General features: G+C 39.4%; 19 protein-coding genes and 1 tRNA gene. 7 read left to right on the top strand and 13 right to left on the bottom strand.

Annotated elements, in window-relative coordinates; genetic code table 11:
- Positions 1-298: 298 nt before the first annotated feature.
- The 7 genes from AACU25_RS01800 to AACU25_RS01770 form a co-directional block, all read right to left on the bottom strand.
- Positions 299-1,675: a hypothetical protein gene (locus AACU25_RS01800; protein ID WP_190445544.1), complete on the bottom strand. Its 1,377-nt coding sequence runs from the start codon at positions 1,673-1,675 to the stop codon at positions 299-301.
- Between the two features lie 69 nt (positions 1,676-1,744).
- On the bottom strand, positions 1,745-2,188 hold the full coding sequence (locus tag AACU25_RS01795) for a hypothetical protein (protein ID WP_096573646.1): 444 nt from the start codon (positions 2,186-2,188) through the stop codon (positions 1,745-1,747).
- Positions 2,189-2,216: 28 nt separating this feature from the next.
- Entirely contained in the window at positions 2,217-2,702 is a 486-nt protein-coding gene (locus AACU25_RS01790) for a hypothetical protein (RefSeq protein WP_096573645.1), read from the bottom strand.
- 274 nt (positions 2,703-2,976) lie between these two features.
- On the bottom strand, positions 2,977-4,281 hold the full coding sequence (locus AACU25_RS01785) for a SprT-like domain-containing protein (RefSeq protein ID WP_321206548.1): 1,305 nt from the start codon (positions 4,279-4,281) through the stop codon (positions 2,977-2,979).
- Between the two features lie 289 nt (positions 4,282-4,570).
- Complete coding sequence (locus tag AACU25_RS01780; RefSeq protein WP_096573643.1) at positions 4,571-5,794, bottom strand: restriction endonuclease subunit S; 1,224 nt, start codon at positions 5,792-5,794, stop codon at positions 4,571-4,573.
- Entirely contained in the window at positions 5,785-8,283 is a 2,499-nt protein-coding gene (locus AACU25_RS01775; RefSeq protein WP_096573642.1) for a type I restriction-modification system subunit M, read from the bottom strand. The genes AACU25_RS01780 and AACU25_RS01775 overlap by 10 nt, the downstream gene beginning before the upstream one ends.
- Positions 8,284-8,480: 197 nt before the next feature.
- Entirely contained in the window at positions 8,481-8,645 is a 165-nt protein-coding gene (locus AACU25_RS01770) for a ribbon-helix-helix domain-containing protein (RefSeq protein ID WP_010996845.1), read from the bottom strand.
- A 135-nt stretch (positions 8,646-8,780) separates the two neighbouring features.
- Here AACU25_RS01770 and AACU25_RS01765 point away from each other — a divergent pair, with 135 nt between their 5' ends.
- Both AACU25_RS01765 and cas12k read left to right on the top strand, forming a co-directional pair.
- A complete protein-coding gene (locus AACU25_RS01765; RefSeq protein ID WP_190445541.1) occupies positions 8,781-8,948 on the top strand; it encodes a hypothetical protein in 168 nt (55 codons plus the stop codon).
- An 87-nt stretch (positions 8,949-9,035) separates the two neighbouring features.
- Positions 9,036-11,072 (top strand): type V CRISPR-associated protein Cas12k, encoded by a 2,037-nt coding sequence (gene cas12k, locus AACU25_RS01760; protein ID WP_096573641.1) that lies wholly within the window; start codon positions 9,036-9,038, stop codon positions 11,070-11,072.
- A 1,271-nt stretch (positions 11,073-12,343) separates the two neighbouring features.
- On the opposite strand, the gene AACU25_RS01755 is transcribed toward cas12k, so the two are convergent.
- From AACU25_RS01755 to hisF, 3 genes are all read right to left on the bottom strand, one after another.
- Positions 12,344-12,416, bottom strand: a tRNA-Ala gene (locus AACU25_RS01755).
- 82 nt (positions 12,417-12,498) lie between these two features.
- Entirely contained in the window at positions 12,499-12,690 is a 192-nt protein-coding gene (locus AACU25_RS01750) for a hypothetical protein (protein ID WP_045869562.1), read from the bottom strand.
- A 100-nt stretch (positions 12,691-12,790) separates the two neighbouring features.
- The gene (gene hisF, locus AACU25_RS01745; RefSeq protein WP_096573640.1) at positions 12,791-13,564 is read right to left on the bottom strand and encodes an imidazole glycerol phosphate synthase subunit HisF; all 774 of its coding nucleotides are present in this window, start codon (positions 13,562-13,564) and stop codon (positions 12,791-12,793) included.
- Between the two features lie 155 nt (positions 13,565-13,719).
- Between hisF and ruvB the strand changes: the two genes are divergently transcribed.
- The gene (gene ruvB, locus AACU25_RS01740) at positions 13,720-14,820 is read left to right on the top strand and encodes a Holliday junction branch migration DNA helicase RuvB (RefSeq protein ID WP_096573639.1); all 1,101 of its coding nucleotides are present in this window, start codon (positions 13,720-13,722) and stop codon (positions 14,818-14,820) included.
- 162 nt (positions 14,821-14,982) lie between these two features.
- A complete protein-coding gene (locus AACU25_RS01735; protein WP_096573638.1) occupies positions 14,983-15,789 on the top strand; it encodes a tetratricopeptide repeat protein in 807 nt (268 codons plus the stop codon).
- A gap of 64 nt (positions 15,790-15,853) precedes the next feature.
- Here AACU25_RS01735 and AACU25_RS01730 read toward each other — a convergent pair whose 3' ends face one another.
- Both AACU25_RS01730 and AACU25_RS01725 read right to left on the bottom strand, forming a co-directional pair.
- On the bottom strand, positions 15,854-16,204 hold the full coding sequence (locus AACU25_RS01730; RefSeq protein WP_096573637.1) for a cupin domain-containing protein: 351 nt from the start codon (positions 16,202-16,204) through the stop codon (positions 15,854-15,856).
- Positions 16,201-19,095: a glycerol-3-phosphate acyltransferase gene (locus AACU25_RS01725; protein WP_096573636.1), complete on the bottom strand. Its 2,895-nt coding sequence runs from the start codon at positions 19,093-19,095 to the stop codon at positions 16,201-16,203. The genes AACU25_RS01730 and AACU25_RS01725 overlap by 4 nt, the downstream gene beginning before the upstream one ends.
- A gap of 1,208 nt (positions 19,096-20,303) precedes the next feature.
- Here AACU25_RS01725 and AACU25_RS01720 point away from each other — a divergent pair.
- Entirely contained in the window at positions 20,304-21,638 is a 1,335-nt protein-coding gene (locus AACU25_RS01720; RefSeq protein WP_096573635.1) for a hypothetical protein, read from the top strand.
- Positions 21,639-21,673: 35 nt separating this feature from the next.
- Here AACU25_RS01720 and AACU25_RS01715 read toward each other — a convergent pair whose 3' ends face one another.
- Complete coding sequence (locus AACU25_RS01715) at positions 21,674-22,597, bottom strand: lysylphosphatidylglycerol synthase transmembrane domain-containing protein (protein WP_096573634.1); 924 nt, start codon at positions 22,595-22,597, stop codon at positions 21,674-21,676.
- Positions 22,598-23,182: 585 nt separating this feature from the next.
- On the opposite strand from AACU25_RS01715, the gene AACU25_RS01710 reads away from it, so the two are divergent.
- Together AACU25_RS01710 and AACU25_RS01705 are read left to right on the top strand one after the other, a co-directional pair.
- Positions 23,183-23,749: a DUF6658 family protein gene (locus AACU25_RS01710; protein WP_096583427.1), complete on the top strand. Its 567-nt coding sequence runs from the start codon at positions 23,183-23,185 to the stop codon at positions 23,747-23,749.
- A gap of 78 nt (positions 23,750-23,827) precedes the next feature.
- The gene (locus AACU25_RS01705) at positions 23,828-24,367 is read left to right on the top strand and encodes a hypothetical protein (protein ID WP_096573633.1); all 540 of its coding nucleotides are present in this window, start codon (positions 23,828-23,830) and stop codon (positions 24,365-24,367) included.
- The last annotated feature ends 104 nt before the right edge of the window (positions 24,368-24,471 follow it).

The raw sequence follows: 24,471 nt of genomic DNA, 5'->3' as shown, positions 1-24,471 counted from the left end.
AGATGAAAACGATTCTCTCAGGCGCTGGATAGATGAGATTATTAATTCTGCACCCAGGATTCAACAAGACCCGTCAGACAGTTGACGGGTTTAGCTTTGTCAAGGAAAATAAAGTTATTACAAGTATATACAAGTAGTAACTAAATGATAATGATGGGGATCGTACTCAAATTAGCAGACTCTTGTGTCTAAGCTAATATGGCTATTCTTATGTAATGCTAGGGTAGTTACACTAAGTTAAAGAAAACTCAAGTGCATCACTATCAGTTGGGTTTTTTAACAAAATTTATTAAATTAGTTATGGAATTGGAATTCCAGATAATCGTAGAGCTAATTTGAAAACTTCTTTTGCTGCCTCAGCTACAGTGGTTTTAGCAGCCGTATCACTTAAAGATTGACTCCACTTAACCAGCTTTCCCATAACTGTAGGGTTCTTCTGAGCTTGAGTAGCTAAATCCTCTGCAACCTGTTGTTGAGCAACTTCTGGACTAACTCCTTGATTCTGTAATTGAACCAACAGTTCTTCAATCTCTGCTGCTACTTCAGCTAAACTCTGCTTTTGCTCTGATGAATAATCATTTAGAATACCACCGTACTGATTTCCTTCAGCATATCCACCTCCGAACTTTGCACCACGTAGGTCGTTTCCTTGATTTTTTGACATATAGTTTTCTGCTAGTGCATTAAGTTGAATAATATTATTATAAATAGGTCTCATATCTGTATTTTTTTGGTCTATAACCTCTACTGGCTGGCTCAATGGAATATTATTTTTTTCTTGAATATCCCTATCTAATGCTTCTAAAGAGGTATGTAGACTATTTTGAGTAAAAACAAGAGGGTGTATCTTTTCACTGAGAAAACTAGACCATTCTTTACTATGTTTTAGTTTAAAGAGACTTTCACCATTTATATGAGAGATTGATTCAAGCAAACCTCTTTCCCATAAAAGTCTTTTAATCTTGGATACAGATAAGTGTGTTCTATCATTTGGTAAAATGATAGAAGTATCAAAAAATGAAAAATCACTCATACAAATCGCATTATATTCATTTAAAAAACTTTCAATATAAGCTTTTGTTATTAAAACGTTAACATTATTTTTGATCCACAAAGATTCTTTATCTTTCCATAGCAACAGAGGAACAACAAAATCAGATATAAATGCAGAATCTTCTAGCTTTTCTGGCACTTTGGACAGTTCTATTTCAAATTTTTCAACTGTTGAATAAGATGTTTTTGAAAAAAACTTTTTCCAAATACTACTATTATCTATATTAGTAATCCAGTTTTGTGTAATGTCTTCTGTAGCACTTTTATTGCGGGGTATCCATGTAGCAGAAATAGAAAGACTAGACTGTGATTCAAGAGATTTAAAATATATGGGATAACGATTTCTATCGGTTGAATATTGCTCCTTCTTTTTTTCAACAAACTCTAAGACATTCATTGAACTAGAAATGAGACCAAGATAACCAAATTCACTAAATTCTTGTAGTTCATCAAGAATTTTTTTGGCAAAAGGTGATTCAAAATAGTTTGATGCAGGAATGACAACCTTGTCTGAACATAGAAGGAAGGCTAATCTAGTAGACAAGCGAAATTCTTGATATATTTTTTTAGAAATTTTCCCTGATTGTTTGATACCAAATAAAGTGATTAATTCATTATCCAAAAAGTGTAGCAGTATCTTGCCTATCATTCATTTGTTTAATTTTCTAATCAGATTTTTTGATAAACTGAGTTATTTAGTTTGAGAGTAAATACAGGAATTGTATTGTTCTATCAATGAATTAATATTTCCTTGAAGTGGTTTTATATCCCAAGCAATCAATTCATCTTTGAAACCCTCATATATATCATAGAGAAGGAATATTTGCCTTTGTTTATAAAATGCTATAGCAATCTCTGCAAAGGTATTAGCACCTATATAATTAGGAATATAATTTTTGGTAGGATTGACTACTAAAATTGCAAAAACATTATTATTGATAATTTCTTCAAAATGCCTTTTTGAGACTTTTCTTTTGAACTCATTAAATTCATCTCTTGAAAGGTGTTTGATTAGTTCTCCCTCATTTTCAGGAACTAGACAAGGAATGTTATTTTTTATTAAAATATTTTGGTATTTTAACATTTCCTCATAATTAGACATGCTACCGCATATTACAATATGTTTTTTTTCCATACTAACACCTATAAATTATGTACCTACTTTAATCTTGATACTTTCCTAAGAATAAATCATTATGTAACTTTTCTGAAAGTGCTTTACTTCCAGCCTCTAAAGTTTCAGGTAATTTTCCATTAGTTAAAAAATATTTACTAAAATCTTTTGGACTCCAAATAGAATTTTGCGGCAGAAAAATAGGTAAATCTTTTGGAGCTTCACTGAAAAATAATTTTATTTTACGTTCTACAACTCGTCCTATTTCATATGCTGTAGTACGTCCAATATAACCGTTAGGACAAAATGTATACACAAAACTTGATCTTAAAATTCTATGAAAAGCTATGAGTTGTATTTCCACAGGAGAGTAGTTTAAGTCATCACTTTCAAGTAATATAAATTCCTCATCTGGGTTTATCACTTGTGATTTTTTGGGAGAAAGAATAAAAATTCCTGCACTTTCAAATAAATCTATAACACCCCTAATTTCTCTGTAATATTTACGAAAGCTGCCAATGATAGAACCCTGCATAATTTATTGAACATTTTACATCTTTTTTAAAGATTAATAATAGCCTAATAAATCACCTTTTATTTTAACAAATTTAGTATATTACCATGAAATAATTATTTTCAGTTAATTATTAAATTACTGGTGTTAGCAAATATTAGCTAATTACTGAGGCTTAGTCAACAAAGATAGCTAATAGGATGTTTTCGCTGAAAATTTATTTTGGTTTCATAACACTTCATAGAAAATAGCGATCGCCTGCACCTTGTCAATGTAATCTGGCTAAAAGCCGAACTCAGTAACTTCCCAGGGGTGAGCGGTTCAATTCATCCTTATAAAATTTCCAATTGGGGAGAAATTTATTCATCAAAGCCACGAAGCGATCGCCATGATGACGTTCCAACAAATGTACCATCTCGTGAACTACAACGTATTCTAGGCAGTACTTGTCTTTTTTGGCTAGTTCCAGGTTGAGCCAGATGCGTTTGGCTTGAATGTTGCAGGTTCCCCATTTAGTTTTCATCAGTTTTACCCCCCAGTCCTCAACCTGAACTCCCATGTTCTTTTGCCATTTGGCGATTAATGAGGGAATGTCTTGTTTTAACTGCTGTCGATACCAGGACATCATCACTTGTTGGCGTTGCGCTTCATTACTTCCTTCTCTCACATAAAGGTCAATATATGTATTATTTCTAATTTCTACTTTGGGAGTTCCCTGACAATAGATAACATTTAGTAAATAGCGTTTACCTTGGAAGTAATGGCTTTCACCAGATACAAATTCTCTTGGTGACTGGCGTTCTTGTGTTTCAAAGTTAGCTTGATGCTTTTTAATCCAGGCTAATTTGGAGATGGCGAATAAACGGACTGCTTCGTCATCCAGGTGTAAGGGTGTGCCAGTAAAGCCTATGAATACAGCATTTGGTAGGATTTCTTTCATCGCGTCGTGTAGCGTGCCTGATTGGGTGCGGTGACATTCATCCACAAATACATAAGTATCGCCTTTCGCGCTGAAATCGCTGGGCAAGCTGCGCTTAAGTTCTTCAATATAGCTGTTATAGTCTGCGTCGTCTGGTTTGTCTTTCTTGCCAAATTTGTGGATTAGGGAGCAGAGTAACCAGGGGGTAGTGTTGTTGAGTTTGTTAATCAGGTCTTGCCCGCTTGTGGTGCGGTAAATGGCTTCGTTGACTCCCTTAAAGACATTCTCAATTTGCTTGTCTAGTTCATCTCGGTCGGTAATTATCAAGACACGAGCATCAGTGATGTTTTCCCGAATCCATTTAGTTAGCCAAACCATTGTCAGGCTTTTGCCACTGCCTTGAGTGTGCCAGATAATACCCCCTTCTCGGCGACGCAGGTAAGATTGGGCAGCATTAACCCCAAAATACTGATTGTGGCGGCAAACTTTTTTAATACCCCTGTCAAAAACAATAAAGTCGTGAATTAACTCTAAAAAGCGTTCTTTGGTGCAGAGTTGCAGCAGGTGTTTATCTAAAGGGTTGGCGATGTCAGTGTTAGTATCTTCTTTCCAGGTGAGGAAGTATTTCTCTGGGGTTTCAATGGTGGCGTAGCGGAGTCCTTCGGTGTCGTTACCTGCCATGACAAACTGCATAGTGGTGAAGAAGGATTTAATAAATATGGATTTTTGGTTATCGAGGTTTTCATTGCTCCAAATGCTGGTCGCTGGGGTTGAGGGGTGGCGGGATATATAATGACTAAGGGTTCCCCATCATGGGTGACGGTTACGGGTGTTTTGCTGCGTTGTATTTCTGCGAATATTTGTTGTAGGGTTTCAGGTAGTTCGCTGGTAGCAATGTGTTCCATAGTAAGGTTTAACTTTTGTTCTTGCTTCTATTCTAGAGATTGGCGGTTGAAAACCCTAACGTTGATCAAGAACTGGTAATTAGTCTCGTTTTTCCGGTGAGAAGTTCTTGCATCATGCCCTGTTTTATGGCTTTGTATTTATCGCGCTTTTGTTCTAAGGCTGTGATTTCTGCATCCATATCGCTGAGGATTTGGGCGATCGCTTGTTGTTCCTCTAAAGGAGGAAGCAATATTTGGAAAGAATTTAAATTCTTGTTAGTTATCTGGTTAATTGTTGCGCCTATATTCTCGTTAATTTGTCTTTTTATACCATTTGATTGGAACGCATGAAAAACATATTTATAAAATTTGGTTCTATAAACGCACATGAAAGCTCCAAAGGTAAAACCTTCAGAATGTTTATCAATAATTGCATTTTTTCCAATAAGCTGTCTGCTACCGTTACGAACACAAATTAATATATCTCCTTGTTTCGTAATGAGCTTCTCTGGAACTGCAACATCAACGTAGACATTATCATCAAACTTCAATTGGTTGTTTCCAATATTTGAAGACCTTAAAACTAATAAACCGTTTTCCTTAACATTTTCTGGCTTATAAGTCAGTCCTATAATGCAGTCTCCAATCTCCCCTAAAGTCTTCACCTCCCACTCACCGCTAAAACCGGGGAGTCGTTTTTTGCCTGTGAGGAGTTGCTGCATGGTGCCTTGTTTGGTGTTCCGCTTTTTGGTGATGAGGCGATCGCACTCTGTAACCAAGGCATCAACATCACTGAGGGATTGGGCGATCTCTTTTTGTTCAGGGAGAGGAGGGAGAGCAAGAATATACTGTGCAAGCTCATCCCTGTTTATCTTCGGTATGCCACTTCGCACAGATACATTCTCGGCAAAGCAGGAGAATGAGTTACTTAGCAATACAGCAAACATGAATGCTGGTGATACATCCGGTGCAGGTGTAAGCGGATACATATCAGCACTACAAAGCCCACGGAAATCTGCCAAAATCGCCTTCCTAAGATAGGGTCGAATTTTGCTGTAAACGATGTCTCCAGGCATGAATAAGTATTTGCCGCTAATTGCACCTTGATCTGAAGCTTTGCTTCGTTCAAGAAGACGACCAGTCCGGCTCTCAATGTGGTCTGGTGCTACTAAGGTCATTGATCTAAATGGCTCGACTTTTGGATCAACTTGCCCTTTAGCAATGCGAACAGCACTGAGTAATGCTCGCACTTCCCAATCCTCTGGAATTACGCCCACCTCCGTCTGCTTGTAACCCGGCTTCAGTTCCATACCATCTCCATCCTCTGCAAATGCGCCTCAACCTTACTCGTCAACTCCTCAACCTTACTCGTCAACTGTGGTAAAGGTGTATCATATCGTTCCGCCAACTCCTGAATTCGCAGCGTCAACCGTTGTGAGATCCGATCCATCTCTGAAGCGATCGCCTGTCGCAGCGTCGGCATCCACTTGTCATCTACAACCAGTGTTTTAATCTCATCCTCAGTCATATCTCCGTATTTTTTAATTACTTTTTTATCCAAGGCTGTTTGTGCTTCTTTAATAGCATTATCGCAATCGGATTCTTTATCTATAAGAATGAGATAGTCATAGATCACATCTAGTTCTTGAAATGCTTCATCATTAATCCCTTTACTCCAATGAACAGCAGCAAAATCTTTTTTAATAGCATGTGCGTACTTTTTAAGCTCTTTTGAATAAAGTACGCTCTCTTTGATTTCATTTTTTAGGATCATTACTCTGTCTTGCAGATTACCCTTTGTGATTTTGCCTTTGTCATTCTTTAAGCAATCCAGAATACCTTCTTCTCCTGAGTACTCTTCTTCTATTTCCTCTTTTTGGCGAGTGATAGTCTCCTTTGCTAGTTCTAACTGCTCAATTTTGGCTTTTTCATCTGGAAAATAGCGGTTAATTACCAATTCCTTGGGAATAAGTTCGCAGATAAAATCCGTTACTTTCCCTTTTTTCACCGCTTTCAGTTCTGCCTTCCAGCCATCCTCGACCAAAATATAAACATCATCCTTCATGCTTTCCACCCAATATGTCATTAGGTGCTGGTAAACATCGTATTTATCAATCAGACTTTTACCTATAAACCCTTGCAACAAGTCTTCCGAAAGCGCGTGAATAATCGCCTTGGGCTTATCTCCTGGTTTGATGGCTTTGAGCAAAGGCGTGTGTTTTTCTTGCCACGTCTCAAAAACCGCTTGGATGTCTTTCCCATAGCTGATAAATTCAGGATGAGCAAAAATACAAGCTTTGACTTCTGATCCTGGAATTTTCAGCATCAGGTATCCTGGGCGATCCGCCGCCTCAAATAACTCCTGTTGCAGCGTCGGGTAAACCTGCCAGTAATCCTTCAAAGCTTCAATATCTCGCTTGGGTATCCCTCCAAACAGATGCGCCTCAATATCCTGAATATCTTCCTCTTCCTGAGAGTCGATATAACGCGGAATATTCAGGTTGTAATCATTCCCCGCAATTTCCTCAACTGTCACCATCCGCGAATACTTCGCCACCTCAAGCTGTTTGTTTAAGACATCAACAATCTTATGAATGTCCTGCTCCCGCAGGCGGTTTTTATTGCCGTCTTTAACAAACCCCTTGCTGGCATCAATCATAAAAATGCCTTGGCGATTCTCGGCATTTTCTTTGTCTAAAACAATAATGCAGGCGGGAATCCCCGTCCCATAAAACAGGTTCGGTGGTAGCCCAATAATTCCCTTGATAATGCCCTTGCAAATCAGATTTTTCCGAATTTCCGCTTCTGCATTTCCCCGAAACAACACCCCATGCGGCAGAATAATCGCCCCTTTGCCATTACTTTTTAGAGAACGCACCATGTGCAGCAAAAAAGCATAGTCCCCATTTTTAGCCGGAGGGATACCAAAGCCATCAAACCGTTGAAACTCATCCTTGGCTGGATTAAGTCCATTACTCCAAGCTTTTGAGGAAAACGGAGGATTAGCCACAGCAAAATCAAAAGTTTTCAGGCTACCATCCGCATCTTTGAAATAAGGACTTGATAAAGTATTATCCTGCCAAATCTCAGCAGTGGGGTGTCCGTGCAGGATCATATTCATCCGAGCCAAGGCACGGGTAGCGTTGTCCATTTCCTGCCCATAGATAGTTAAGCCCCGTTCGGCTTCATCCGCCGACTTTAACAACAGAGAACCACTACCACAAGTCGGATCGTAAATCGTCTGACTCTGGCTTCGGGCTGAATTAACCCCAATAACTTGAGAAATGACACGGGAGACTTCCGCCGGAGTATAAAATTGTCCCTTACTTTTACCCGATTGCGTCGCAAAGTTCCGCATCAGGTACTCATAGGCATCGCCTAAAATATCATCGCCATCAGCACGGTTTTTACTAAAATTCAAAGCAGGGGTTTCAAAAATCGCCACCAAGTTGGAAAGCCTATCTTGCATTTCCTTACCCTTGCCCAACTTGTCAGCATCATTGAAATCTGCGACATCAATAACGCCCTTCAAATCATTGGCTTCCGCTAAATTGGTGATAATTTTGTTGATACCATCCCCGATATCTTTCTGTCCTTTTAGCGCCACAATATCCTGAAAGCCGCCACCTTCAGGCACTTCAATCAGCGCATCTGTTACACCAGCATATTTATCAGATACATATTTAACAAATAATAATACCAGTACATAATCCTTATACTGCGAGGCATCCATGCCACCCCGCAGTTCATCACAGCTTTTCCATAACGAACTATAAAGTTCACTTTTCTTAATCGCCATTTTGTATAGCCTTTAAAAGACTTTCCCCAATCAACTTTGCCAGATGTTCTCAAGCCCGTCTGACACTTTGCCTTGAAGTTTTTACATCGCGCAAAGAACCAATAACATACCACGCACAAGAACTTAGCTCATGTAGTGGCTGAGGATATATCCTATACCAGGAATGCTCAAATTGGCGTAGATATAACAGCTACATATTATTGCGGCGGATTTTGCTTCTCTCGCTCTTCAACTGCCTTACTCACAATCCGCACAACAAGATTACTGATGGGACGGTCTTCTTCCTGCGCCCATCTTACCAAAGCATCGTGGATATCTTTGGGGAAATATATCGAAGTTTGTACGCGATCGCTCTGGCTCATTAATCTTCAAAACATTTATCGCCAGTTCATCATAACCCCACTACCTTGTTACAAGGCTAAATAATGTTTAACAATGTTTGGCAATGTTTAATGATAAACTTAAAACATTGCTGAACATTAAATTAATGTTCAGCAATGTTAAATCTGTATATCTCGAAAGTCCAAGCTATGCGCCACTTAAGTAATATTTGCTACTTAGCTTGTAGGGATTTTGGGCAACTTCCCTCATCTGCAAAGTTGCCAGCAGATTTTGCAGATATTGCCACAGCGCCGAAATTTTTAGATTGCGATCGCATCAAGTAGCAATAGTTACCTGACGAAGACCAATAAGCAATCAAGTTCTAACTACACAAGCTAAGAAATTATTTATTTTATGGAGAGGTTCACACTATGAGCCGCGATCGCCAGAAGAAATCCACAAGTCCAATCCATAGAACTATACGATGCCATCTCCATGCTAGTGAAGATGTACTGCGTAAAGTATGGGAAGAAATGACCCAAAAAAATACTCCTCTGATTGTTCAATTATTGAAGAGTGTAAGTGAGCAACCAGAATTTGAAGCCAATCAAGAGAAGGGAACAATAAGTAAAAAAGAAATCACAAAATTACGCAAAGCTCTAACAAACGATTCTGATATTCAACAACAGTCAGGTCGTCTTGGCTCATCAGCAGACTCTTTAGTAACAGAGGTTTATACCTCATGGCTTACATTATCTCAAAAAATAAAAAAGCAGAAAGAAGGTAAAGAATATTTTCTAAATAATATTCTCAAAAGTGATGTTGAACTTGTAGAAGAAAGCAATTGTGATTTACAGACAATCCGTTGTAAAGCACAAGATATACTAAGCCAGCCAAAAGAATTTCTAGAAAAGATTATTAATAATGATGCCGTTCTAAATCAAACAAAGTCAGCGAGGAAAAAAGTTCAAAATAGTAGTAATGAAATTAACGCTTCCAAACAAAGTGAAAATTCTGATTTAAAAGAAAACGTAGATAAAAACATCCCGCAAACATTGACTGAAATTTTATATAAAATCCATAAAATAACTCAGGATATTCTAACGCAGTGTGCCGTCGCCTACCTGATAAAAAACCATAATCAAGTTAGTGATATAGAGGAAGATATCAAAAACCTTAAAAAGCGTCGCACTGAAAAACAAGTTCAGATCAAACGTCTAGAAGAACAAATACATAATAAGAAATTACCTAATGGTAGAGATATAACAGGAGAAAGATATAATCAAGCATTTGATAATTTAATCAATCAAGTACCTCAAGACAATGAAGAATTCGCAGAATGGATAGCTAGCTTATCAACTAAAGTCTCACATTTACCGTATCCTATTGATTATTTGTATAGCGATTTAACTTGGTACAAAAATGAACAAGAAAAAATTTGTGTTTACTTCAATGGCTGGGCTAAATTTCACTTTCAAATTTGTTGTAATAAACGCCAACTTCATTTTTTTAAGAGCTTTCTAGAAGACTATAAAGCTCTTAAAGAAAGTGAGAAAGGAGAAACAAAACTTTCAGGTAGCTTGGTTACACTACGTTCTGTACAGTTGTTGTGGCAACAAGGTGAAGGCGCTGGTGCGCCGTGGAAAGTTAATAAATTAGCTTTGCATTGTACCTATGATGCTCGTTTATTGACAGCAGAGGGTACTGAAGATGTAAGACAAGAAAAGACTGATACTACACAAAAACAAGTAACTAAAGCAGAAGCTAATGAAAATATCGATAGCGATGAACAAAAAAACCTGAATAGAAATATATCTTCATTGTCTCGGCTTAATAATTCATTTGCTCGTCCCAGTAAGCCAATTTATCGAGGTCAGTCTAACATAATTGTTGGTGTTAGTTTCCATCCTGTTGAATTAGTAACACTTGCTGTAGTTGATATAATTACTAAAGAAAAAATAATCTGTAAAACAGTCAAACAGTTACTAGGTGATGCTTTTTCCCTGTTAAGTCGTAGACGACGGCAACAAGTGCATTTTCGTAAAGAAAGAAAAAAAGCTCAGAAAAAAGACTCTCCTTGTAATATAGGTGAATCACAACTAGGAGAATACGTTGATAAATTGTTAGCCAAGAGAATAGTAGAAGTCGCTAAGGAATATCAGGCTATTTGCATTGTATTACCAACATTAAAAGACACAAGGGAAATTCGTACCAGTGTAATTCAAGCGAAAGCGGAAACCAAATTTCCCGGAGATGTAAATGCCCAACAATTATATGTGAAGGAGTATAATCACCAGATACACAATTGGAGCTACAGCAGACTTCAAGAATCCATAAAGTCAAAAGCTGCCGAATTGAAAATTAGTATTGAATTTAGTATCCAGGCATCTTATGACACTCTGCAAGAACAAGCGATAAATCTAGCATTGTCTGCTTACCAATGCAGAATTAATACTATTGGTAGATAAAATTTCTACCTAAATATTGTATTGTCTTTTATATTAAATCGGTGCCGTCATATATATATGCTCTTTCGAGAGTTAACTATATATGACGCGACAGTGTCAGCCCCTTTGTGTAGATACTGTGGAATGGGTTAGTTTAACGCTTGTACAAGCGTATTCTTTCTGACCCTGGTAGCTGCCAACTCAACCTGTGCGTTCATCTAAGCGTTTGTTAGCAGTAATTGCTTGGGTAAGCAAATGCTGCTGTTAGATGAGAAAGGACTCGCACCGAGACGCATGGGAAGTATAAGGTGTTAGGGTGACAAACAGCCCAGAACCTTAGCTCTTGACATCAAACTCTTTTTGCTTGGTGTTAGGTGACAGAGCGGACTATATGACTGAAATCTGGGATTTTGGTTGTATGAGTACATCATTACCTCTTACTTTACAGCAAAGTAAGGGTACGGGTATACCGTCATGGTGGCTACCGAACTACCACCCCCTAATTTTTATTTTTGGCAAGTCAAAGCAGGGGCAAAATCCCTGGAGTGCTGCCAAATGGCTAAAACTATTGTCTTGACTGCATTTCATTCATTTCAATGCGAATGCAAGTTTATTTGTTAGTGATAGAAAATAGGCTTTTAAGTAGACTTGCCAAAATCGCTTCTGGAAAATAGTCAGGATAAGAGTTTGACAAGTGCGGGGTTTCAATAACCCTCACGGCTGGTGGTGGGTTGAAAGGAGTCAAGTAGTTGTTATATCCAGCAGCGAAAGCCAGTTTCAATAACCCTCACGGCTGGTGGTGGGTTGAAAGCGTCCCACGAACGTTTGGCTTAAATCCAAGTACGACGTTTCAATAACCCTTACGGCTGGTGGTGGGTTGAAAGGGGCTTATTTGTATGAAAATAAATACTGTAGCTATGTTTCAATAACCCTCACGGCTGGTGGTGGGTTGAAAGATTTTATCGCTATGTTTTCAGCAATTTCACTATTATGTCTTCTATTGTAAAATTATTTATTAGGGTGGTTTGAAAGGAGCACTTCAATGGCATATTGCCAAAACCTGTGCAGTTGATCCCATAGATCTCTAGATACATTTAGAGTCAATGTATCTTGCGAGAAACTTAACTTAATTTTGGACAATAATTATTTAAAACTGGTTTCAACTCTGGACAATAATTATTTAAAACTGGTTTGAGTGCTGAAAGTCAAGAAAATAGGTTACTTATGTCCCTTAACTACGTCAAAATGGACAAGAATTCTTTAAAACTGACAATAATAATTTAATGTACATATGGAGTTAAGCGGATTCGAACCGCTGGCCCCTTCAATGCCATTGAAGTGCTCTACCAACTGAGCTATAACCCCGGAATACGCGTTTCTAATTATCGCTGAATAATATTATCTTTGTCAAGATTGGTAAATGAGAATTTCTACTTCCAGAGCTTAACTAAGATACTTGCAACAAATAACTGATACAGTGTCCCATCAGAAAGTACACTACTAACATAGCTGCCGCTGCTAGGGCCACTAAGGTTCCAGCCAACATTAAAGAAAATTCCTTGTGCTCAAAGGCTTTTTCCATTAAGTGGAGTGACCAAGCCACCAGCGCCACATCGAATAACAAAATAGGAATCAACATATTTATTAATATTTATTCATAGTAGTTAATTTATATTAACACTGTTTCAAGAAAGCGTCTCTGACCTGGGATAAATGTCCCTATAAGAATAAGTTTTTGCTCAGTTAAGCATTCTTACTGGAACAGAGCGATCGCGCAAATGATTCTTGATTTGAGCTACACTCAAATGTCCATAATGTAACAATGATGCTAATAGCGCTGCTTCTGCTTTCCCCTCAGTTAATGCAGCGTGGATATGGTCGCAATTGCCCGCGCCGCCCGAAGCAATTACCGGAATTTGGACAGCGTTAGCGATAGATTTTGTCAATTCCAAGTCATAACCGGCTTGAGTTCCATCAGCATCCATACTTGTTACTAATAGTTCTCCAGCGCCACGCTTTTCTACTTCTTGTGCCCAGAGTAAGGCATCTTTACCTGTATTTTCTCTGCCACCTCGCACATACACATCCCAACCTGGATTTTCTGGGTCAACTCTGCGTCTAGCATCAATAGCAACAACTATGCATTGATTACCAAAGCGATCGCTTGCCCGATTAATCAAGTCTGGTTCACGTACTGCCGCAGAATTAATACTAACCTTATCTGCCCCGGCTCGTAACAAACCTTTAACATTTTCTAAGGATTGAATCCCACCGCCTACGGTTAAGGGGATAAAGACCTGCTCTGCCGTGCGGTACACCACATCTATAATTGTATCTCTATCTTCATGAGTGGCGGTAATATCTAGAAACACTAACTCATCAGCACCGGCTTCGTTGTAAACCTTTGCCAGTTCTACCGGATCGCCTGCATCTTGCAGGTTAACAAAGTTAACACCTTTGACAACTCGTCCCGCCTTCACATCTAAGCAAGGTAAGATTCTTTTAGCTAACATAATAATTTTTGTACTCCTGGGTAATTGTCCGGAATTTAAATTTTAAATTGGCGTGCGTGTTCTCAAGCGAAAATATTTGGATACCTTGTTTATGCGTTGTTTTGTAGCCAACATCGTGCTTACACAGTCTTCCCTAACCGTTGATAGCTGAAATTATGGCGATTATCTCCTCTAAAAAACAGCCTCAAGAACCCAATGAACAACCACCGCAGCGTCGCGAGTCAGCGAAAGCTTCTGGTCACCAGGAACTTTTGCAAGCCGAAGCTGCGATCGATGAACAAGGTAAACAAGAAGAAAGTATTCGCCCGCAGCGATTTGCCGATTACATTGGGCAAAAAGATCTAAAAGATGTGCTAGATATTGCCATCAAAGCTGCCAAATCAAGAGGTGAAGTGCTGGATCATTTGCTACTATACGGGCCGCCGGGACTGGGTAAAACCACAATGGCAATGATTTTAGCATCGGAAATGGGGGTAAACTACAAAATTACAAGTGCGCCAGCACTAGAACGTCCACGGGATATTGTAGGGCTACTAGTGAACTTAAAGCCAGGAGATATTCTCTTTGTTGATGAAATTCATCGGCTCTCGCGCATGACCGAAGAGATTCTCTATCCGGCCATGGAAGATTATCGCCTTGATATTACCATTGGTAAAGGCTCCAGTGCGCGCACCCGGAGTTTACCTTTGTCCAAATTTACTCTAGTAGGGGCTACAACCCGTGTAGGTGCTTTAACTTCTCCACTACGCGATCGCTTTGGTTTAGTCCAAAAATTGCGATTTTATGAAGTTGATGAACTGAGCAAAATTGTCCTGCGAACTGCTCAACTGCTTCAAACACCCATTACAGAAGATGGCGCTACAGAAATTGCCAAGCGATCGCGAGGCACGCCACGGATAGCAAATAGGCTACTAAAACGAGTCCGTGATTATGCGGAAGTAAAAAAATCAGGTGAAGTTAACCAAAGTATTGCAGGTGAAGCACTGCAACTATTCCAAGTAGATCCATGCGGTTTAGACTGGACAGACCGCAAAATGTTAAGTGTCATCATTGAACAATTTAATGGCGGGCCAGTGGGCTTAGAAACAATCGCCGCCGCCACAGGAGAAGATACCCAAACGATTGAAGAAGTTTACGAACCCTACCTCATGCAAATTGGCTATTTAAGCCGCACTCCCCGTGGTAGAACCGCCACAACCGCAGCATACAAGCATTTAGGTTTTAAGCCACCTAATGAACAGATGTCTTTGCTGTAATGATTTTAGATAGGGCATGGGGCATGGGGCATAGGGCATTGGGCATTGGGCATTGAGTTTGGTATTTTTCCCATTACCCAGTCCCCGTTACCCAGTCCCCAGTCCCCAGTCCCCATTCCCCATTCCCCAATCCCCATTACAGATAGACACCGATAAACCCAGATGATTCAATTAATTAGTATTTTTCTCAGTTTTTTACTTGTGTTTGCCTGGGGTACACCAGTGATGGCACTCTCCCAAACTCCTAGTGTCACTCAAGAACAGTTAGAACAAGGGGATGAGTTAGCTAATAAAGCTTTTGCTGCTACTAATCAAGGCGATTTTGCGACGGCGGAAACCTACTGGACACAGATTATTGAGCAATTCCCGACTAATGCTGGTGCATGGAGTAATCGCGGCAATTCTCGGGTGAGTCAGAATAAATTAGAAGCAGCGCTGACGGATTATAACAAAGCTATAGAACTGGCTCCCCAAGTTACCGATCCTTATTTAAATCGCGGTACAGCTTTGGAAGGATTGGGAAAATGGCAAGATGCGATCGCAGATTATAATCACGTCCTAGAGTTAGATCCCAAGGACGCAATGGCATATAACAATCGCGGTAATGCTAAAGCCGGATTGGGAAAATGGCAAGATGCGATCGCAGACTATCAAAAATCATTTGCGATCGCTCCTAATTTTGCCTTTGCCCGTGCTAACTATGCTCTAGCACTATATGAAACTGGGCAAATTGAACCAGCTATTCGCGAAATGCGGAATATAGTCCGTAAATATCCCAAATTTGCGGATATGCGCGCAGCGCTGACAGCCGCCTATTGGGTGACGGGACAAAAAGGCGAAGCTGAAAGTAACTGGGTTGCAGCCGTAGGACTTGATACACGCTACAAAGATATCAACTGGGTAACAACTATTCGCCGTTGGCCTCCCAGCATGATATCTGCTTTGGATAAGTTTTTGAAACTCCAGTAGCCAAAACATAGATAGCAGAGGGCAGGGTGCAGGGTGCAGGGGGAGAATTATCTGTAGATAGAACTCATGATGTGGGCTGTTCAACGCGCAAGCCGAAGTAGGTAAGTATGAGTTCATCTTTACCTGTGTTTACAACTTCGTGAACTTCTCCCGGTTCTATGGCTATACAGTTACCTGGAAGTAGGGGGTATTCCACACCATCAACATGAATTACCCCCTCACCAGCTTCGACAAAAAACACTTCTGACATATCTTGATGGGCGTGGGCTGATGCGCTTTGTCCAGGTGCAAAACGCGCTTGCGAAAAGTTTGTCAGGTGAGGTAAATCTCCCAGACGCAGCATCACTTTTTTCTTGATTTCCGGATTATGAGAAACGGATTCTTCGGGTAAATCGTTCAAGGATGCGGTAATCATTCAGGTCTCAAATCATTGGATAATTCCACAATACCCCTAGAACCATCTATGCGGACTCTCTGCCCATCTTGCAACAGCCATGTAGCACCGCGCACATCCATAATAGCAGGAATACGGTATTCACGGGCAACGATCGCACCGTGAGACAGCCTGCCTCCGGCTTCGGCAATTAATCCCCCAGCCCTTACTAGGAAAGGTGCCCAGGCGGAATCGGTATAAGGTACGACGAGAATTGTCTCTTTATCAATTTCGGGAATTGTTTGTAAATTCCGTAACACCTTAACTTTGCCTTCCGCCTGTCCGTGGCTGGCGGGGATACCATGTAGAACTTGGTCAGAATATAACGGTGATGGGGGTAGAGGATGGGGTGGTGTATGACCGTAAACTAGTAAGGGAATTTGCGTGATTTCGCCGTCTTGAACAAATTGCGATCGCCTTTTTTGGACTAACTTATGTAACTGAGTACTAATTTCTAAATCGGGATTGGCAATTAAACTGCCGATTTCCTCAAATTCCAAAAAGAAGATGTCTCCAGGTTGACTTAACCAGCCAGATTTTAACCAAATCTCTTCTAATGCGACAAAACTCCAACGTAATTCGGCTAAGAGTCGGGAATAAACTTCGGTAACTCGACCTTTGAGATCCACTCTTCTTTGCGCGCTTCCCCGCTTCCGCTTTCCAGAAAATACCTGATTTATCGGATCTACTCCACCAGGCTGGGGATCGTTTCCCTGCATTAACTGCACAAATAACTGCTGTACATACTGCGGGTTTTCTTTCCACGTAACCACAGAAATATCTGTGCCAACTTCACTTAAATAGCCGTAATCTTGCAGCAGTTCGTTGAAATCATACAACAGGTTTTTGCCTTCAGGTGTTTCATCCAACTGCTCAAACACTTTCTCAGGCTCAAATTCCGGTAATATTTGTTTGGCAGTTTGCGCTAAACTACTCAAAGCTCGCAGTACTGCTACCTCTGGCGCAATGCTATGATCGATTTCCCCTTCTTTGATGCGAAATATCTTTTGTCTGACGGCAGCACTGATTGGAGCGAAAATACTGTAGTAAGTCCCCAAGCGCAGCACATCTAAAATTAATTCAATTCTTCTCCAAATCAGCGCTGGTTCTAAATCGCTGATGGATTCATGGGCTAACTGCGACAATACAGGTACAAATTTTTCCCGGTAATCTCGCTTAAAGTCTTGCTCTAAATCCCTTTCTCGCTGCACTAACCGCAGCAATCCGGGGATACTTCGTAATGTAGCCAGTAAGGGTGGTCTACTTAATTTATCGCCTCTGGTCAAAAACTCTAAACTTTCCGGCGGTAGACCCATTCTGAGAAAAATCTCTCCCAGGAGGGATGCATTAAAATAGGCTCTAGAATAATGAAGCGTAGCGGTTTCGGCAAAGTCTAATCCTAAGACGCGATCGCCTAAACCTATAGTAAAAATTTCTCCCCAAACACCGCAAGTTAAGGGACGATTCACTGACCAAGTTAAGGGATGAATCACACCAGGAATCACTTCCGCAGCGATTTTCCTTGTCCAAATAGGTAATAAGGTAGTGATGGGTCTAGCTTGTAATACCCACAGTGTTTGTCCGTCGTAACTCCACTCAATATCTTGGGGAACGCCGTAGTAACGTTTTTCCAGACGACGGGCTAAAAATGCCACTTGCTTAATAATAGCTTGTGGTACTCTTCCTGTACCTTCCAATTGCACAGAGGAGAAATTCTCAGTTTCCACCACAAAAGCCCGATACTGTTCTGGTGTAATTCTGCCGGAAACAACTTGACTGGCGCTGCCTGGTAAAGCTTCAATCACAATGGCATCACCTTGCTGAGTGATGGGATCGCGACTGAATGCCACACCAGAATACACACTCTGGACTTGTTGCTGCACCAATACAGACATCGATTGATCAGGTAAACCGCGATCGCGCCGATATTGTACAGCCGTGGGATGATCGTAAGAAGCTCTAACTTGTGCGATCGCTTCTTTTAGTCCCTGTTCGGTGGTAACGTTCAATACTGTTAAATACTGTCCAGCAGCCGAGGCGGATTCTGAATCTTCGCCAATTGCCGAGGAACGCACCACTAATGGCGATAATTCCGAAGGTTGAAAAAAATCTATGACTGCATCTATATCATCATTGGGTATTAGTATCCATCCCTTGGGAACGGGATAACCCCAGCGTTTAATTTGAGATAATGCGGCTGCTTTGTGCCCAACTATCGATTCATCTAAGTCTTCATTCAGAGAGAAAAGCTTGATATCCCCGCCCAAAAATTCCAGCATGGGCTTTGATTCACTTTTCGCCCCTGGGACGGGTAACTTCAAATCATCAGGAATTCTGGTATAAATCCAGCCTAGTAATCCAGCTAGAGCTACAGCTGCAATCACTCTGGAGAAGTCTTCCGTGTGCAGCACAATCTCAAATATAGGTAACAGCAACAAAACTCCAAATTTCACTAGATTTTTCGATTGAAAAACTGAAAAGGCGATCGCTGCTAATAAACCTATAAACCCAGCCACAAGTGGATCATGTACCAAAAATCCCCAGACTACGTTGGTTGTACCAGCTCCTTTACCTAGCGAGTATCTACCTAAGACTAGGGCAATCATAGCAATTAATTCCCATGTTGACCCCTCGCCAAAGAAAGCGCGGGCAATGAGAACTGCGGCAATACCCTTAAAAGCTTCAGATAATACTGCTAGAATCCCTACCAGTTTGCCACCGTGGTAAAAAGCGGCTGACACACTGATATTTCCTGTCCCCAGTCTTGCCAAGTTTTTACCAGTGATGGCATAGGTAATCCAGGCAATTAGCGGTATAGCACCCAATAGGGGGCAGACAATTAAAATAGTTAAGGCACCCCAAAGTTCAAACATCTTGGATTTTGGATTTTAGATTTATTTTGCATTTTGCACGTTGCATCTCAAATCTCAAATCTAAAATCGGTGGGAAATTTTATTGATGCGTCTAAGGGCGCTTTTATCAGGATGAGCAGGGAACACTTGGCTATGGCAGAAGCTTTTACCAGTGTCCTGCTAAACTACCAAATACTAAGCTGCTAGTTACTTAGTTTAGCGCATAGGCAGCTTGTAGGGCCCAAATAATTAGGGCGGCAATTGACCCCAAAAGCAGCACGGTAGAGATAGTGACCACTTTTGGAGAGTCAGCGCCCTCAAATTTCATAATTCCGCGATTTAAGTCGGACATAGCTTTGTATGCCTCCTTGGTTACAGTGCTAATTTATCCGTTTTGATTGTAGTCCTTCTGTTTAAAGATAGTGCTAAATCATCATTATTATTTTGTTTAAGCTTTGCAACGGTAACTAAGATAAATTTATATCTGCCTGTGGAATTAGGGGAAATTTTATACTAGGAACCGGGGATTTAGTCCAGAAGATTTTTCTGAAGTTTGCTTGTAGGTTTTGAGCATCAGGCGCAGTCGGGAAAATTTATGCTCCTGAATCAGCTTTTAAACATAAGTAACTCAGTGGAAGTAAACCGAACTATGTTACGAACTGTAAATAAGCTTGAAACCCTGACCAATGACCAACCTCTCCAGTTATTTTGAATTGCGAATTACGCCGATCTCCCAAAAGCTTTAAACGCAAAATTTGCAAGTATTTTTTATACATTAATAAATCTAGTTATTTTGTAATATTACTTAATAAAATATTTAACCAGCTTAAGTATAAATCAGCCCAAAGATGTACAAGCAAGATGTATGTGCTTAGAGAATGTCCGAGAGGTAATAAAGCTCACAGTATTTCGTTTATGCTCAAACAAATTAGATGAGTAAACTAGATTAAAATCTTGATCTTGTGCGGCTTTGCAGCCAATATAAGATGAAAGAAACACAAACATTGACATTTTTTAGAGATAAATTTTATACTCTAAGCTTACTTAACAGTGAAGACTGCTGAAGTGTAAGTTAAATTTTCATATTACATCGAAGAAATTTGTTGGTATTTTTACCTAAATTTCGGTAAAAAATTACGTAATTTATGAATTATTGATTGATACTCTGGTTTGCTAAGGTTAAGCTGATAACAATATGATCAGCAACGCTTTGGTTCTTGAAAACAGGTATGGCAATTAATGGTTTAGACATTAGTCAGGAAGAGCAGGATATTGTTAAAAGCAAGTCTCAACCAATGAATCTGCAAATTGCACAAGAAAGGCTTTACAGCTTTCTTGTCGGAATAGTGCAAAAATGGCGACCAGATGATACGTTGCAAGAGTTTAAAAGTTTATTTATAGATTTCAATGATTCACCTAATTTAGCTAAATCAACTGGATTATATAGAATTTCTTTCATGAAGAAAGAAAAAGATTTTAGTTATACAATCAAACGTTGCTTTTATATATTAGTAAATAACTGGGAAGCTCAAAGGCGATATAAATATATCCACGAATTAATTAAATTATTTGATGATTATCAATATCAAAAACAACCTAATAGCAGTGACGAGATAATACACAAGATTTGGTTAAAAAATTTTATTAACAGCCAAGAGTATCAAGACATCAAATTATTGGCTGAAAAATACAAAAAACAAGTAAATGATTTACCAACTAAAAGTAACTGGGCTAATCGCTACACTTCTTATTTATTATCCGCCCAAGCCTTTGACGACAAGAAACCCAGAGAACAGCAAGAGGTAGCCAGAAAGCTCTCTAGGCAGATGAAGGATAAATTTAAATTTGAATTAGCGATGTACATTGCTCGTTCTCAGTCTTCCGCGTCTAGCAAATCTCGCTACAAAAATCCTAGTCTTTTGGGTGATAATATTATCAGAATAATTAAAATTATTTTGGTTAAAAAAGGTAGATTCAGTTATGAAAATCTTGCTAATATATTTATCAAACAAACAGAAAATCAGAAATTAAAAGATTTTAAACAAAGTCTGCAAAATTATTTATTTTTTACTATAGCATCCCAAGGTTGTACAAACACCGTGATGCAGCAATTATCAGAAACTCTATCTTCCTGGAAAAAAGAGGCTGATGAAAAGGTTGTTACTCCTAACTTATTCCTGAGAATTTGTACTCGATTAATTGATTGTTTAATTATAGAGAATGGCACGGAACCATCAGCATTATTTAATTTGTTGCTTTCTCAAGGACATCCTTTAACATTAATAATTTTACTATTAAAAATTATTTTAATTTGTGAAAATGCACGTAGCCATTTAGAAATTAAAATTGCTCACTTAATTAGATACTATGAAAATTTTCCAGAAGAAGAATGCCAAAAATTTATTAATTTTTTGGAGTTCTTTAATATTACATTTGCAATTTATGCCGAAAATGTAGAATACACATTGATAAAAATCAACGAAAGTGTGCCAGACGTAGAAGCATTAAATTCAGAAAATATAGATGATTATCGAGTCTTCTCTCAGTCGAGAATGGATGACTGAGAATTAATAATTCTGTCAGGGAACAAATCCAATAACTATTTAGCTAGGTATTCATCAAGCCAAGCTAGAGCAGCACCAGCAGTTTCAGCGACAATACTAATTAAACGATAGAGCGCGATCGCACTAATCACCACAGCCGCAGGAAAATGATTTTGCAAAAGTGCGATCGCAGTGGCTTCAAATACACCCAATCCCCCAGGCGCGCCAGGAACAACAAACCCCAGTAGCCAAGCAAAACTAAACGCCCCTAGCAATAAAGGAATTTGGTCTGCATTCACAGGCCCCAAGGCAAATAGAGTTAAGATAAACCCAGCCCCACGCAACCCTAAAAAGGCTAATTCTCCTAATAAAGGGCGTACAGGATAGCGTTCAATACGCACATTGCTGCTGGAGTCGCTACCCTGTCGATCCAGCTTTTTCGCTTTCAATTTATGTACAAAGTGAATGACTGGGTTCAAAAACCAGGGATGAAGCGCACAAAGCACCACAGCCAAACACAGAAATTGCAATATTAAAAACAAAATATTAGTATTGGCAGCAGTCAATTGCGTACCAAATACAAGTACGATAATTAAAGCAGCCGCAGCCATCAAGAGTGGTTCTAGTACGACACTTAAAGTCGCAGCCCCAGTAGAACCTGTAGCATTTTTTGCCGCTACAATTCTGCCGTAGTGATGCCAAATATTGCCAGGTAAATACTTAGCAATATTTGTTTTGAGATATACCTGAATCAATTCAATGGATACTACAGGTTGATTTAACTCTTTGAGAATCCAAGTCCATACCCAGCCAGCCCAGGTATGTGCAAGTAAAGTCACACCAGTTGCGATCGCTAAAATTGCCCATCCGGATGTATCAATCTGGATATTTGTTACTTCTTGCCAATGATCTTTTAAGGCTTTGCCTAAAAAAACCAGCGTTCCGCCTAAAATTACCCAACGTAAAATTTTTTTCCACATTCCAGCAATTTAACGATTAAATACCCTCAGGCTGAACATCTCAAATTTTATGTTACATCAGCTGATTAACATTATGGTTGAGGGGAAGAGAAAAACTGAAAACTGTAGAACTTGGGTTAATAAACGAAACCTAACATCAAGTTTATGATTTCGGTTTAGTTGCATTCAACTTAGTTAAGTAAACGCCTACTTACTAGCTACTTCCGGAAAAACAAAAGAGTATTTTACTAATTATCTTCAGCATAACTCGAATATTTAATATTCTTTAACAAGCTTTTATTAGCAAGTATAAATTGAAAATCAAATTTACAAGCAAGAGCATATACTGTGATGCGTAGCTTAATAATAGGTACCATCAGTATTGCAAGCTAATTATCTTAGATAATCTCTCTCCATAGTTAGATAAAAATAGTGTCTTGGTTGCTATTTAAATGTGACCTACGCTAGAGGAAAAGCATTTTTAAAGTTTCTATTGTTGATAATTGTTGAACAAAACATTGCTCAACTAAATCAAGCAAAAATTTCGCTGACAAACAAATTATGTTCAGCGTCAATTTGCTTGCTTACAGTTGCAAGGAGGACTTAGTGAATCGTTTGACAGCCTTATTGAAAAAACTACGACTGCGCCAAATTTTAACTGTCTGTGTGGCCAGTCTATTTTTGATAGTTAGTACTGCTTGTACTGGAGCAAATGCACAAGGAGCAAATCCTCAAAATCCAGCTGTACAAGCTGGCGGTGCAAACAATCCATATAAAAACGGTGGAGATAAATATACCAATTATAGAATGTCCACCGATCCGAAAGTTACTAACTCTAGCAGCCGGAATGAACGTGACCAAGCTAGCTTAGAACCAATTTCAGGACTGTTAATTGCCACTAATCAAGAATCCAAAATACTTTATCCTGGTGCAGAAACACCAACAGGTAGAGTGCTAAAAGAAGGTGAATTACCCCTGATTACCGAAAAGAATTTTAAACAACCCGAACCAGGTGGTTTAATTCAGCGCGAACCAAATGTAGGCACTCGCATTAAAGACCGTATTGATACTGTCAAAGAAAATGTGAAAGAAGCTTCTGGCTTTTTGAAAGAGAAAGCAGATGAAGCAAGTGCGAGACCTGAATTACAAAAAGATCCAGCAGTAGGCAGATAAGAAATTTATTTGCTTACTGAAGTTAAGTACTGGAATTACAGTCCAATAATTTAGTCAAAAAATGCAAGGAGTAACATCATGAAAAAATTCACAGCTTGGCTACAAAACTTTCGTCCGGTGAAAATAGTAGGAGTTTTCTTAGCAGGAATCCTTTTATTAGTAACACAAGCTTGTAACCGTCCTACAATAGCTGGACAACCTTCTCAACCTGGTTCTCAACCACCCAATGCTGAACGCTACGATCCCACAAAGAGTTATGAGCTTGCCTCTCCTAAAGGTGGTATGAATAACTTTAGTGATGTAGATCCCCGCGCCCGCGCAGATGAAAAAGCAGCAGAAGCAAGAGCTAAAGCTTTGCGCGATAATTCTCAAAGAAACATAGATGAAAAAAGCATTGATAGCACAGGACAATATGTAGAAAACTATCGTCAAGGCACACCCTTTGGTCAAAGAGTGAAAAACTTAGGTGAAGATATCGGTAGTTCTGCTGCAGAATTAGGCGAAGGTGTTGCTAAAGGAACCAAGCGCGGTCTTGAAAACATCAAAGAAAACACTCAAAATGCTGCTGAAGACTTAGGCAGAAATGCAGGTGATGCTGTAAATAAAACATTGAGATAAGTTCATCAAAATCACTCATCGGTTAAATGAAATTCAGGGTAAGCGAAATGCTTGCCCTATTTTTTATGTTTGCAATCAATAAGTAGATCCAAGAATACTGCTTA

The organism is Tolypothrix tenuis PCC 7101 (assembly GCF_963874875.1).
Taxonomy (GTDB): Bacteria; Cyanobacteriota; Cyanobacteriia; order Cyanobacteriales; family Nostocaceae; genus Aulosira; species Aulosira tenue.
Note: the sequence above shows the minus strand (reverse complement) of the source record. Positions and strands in the feature narration are given on the sequence as shown.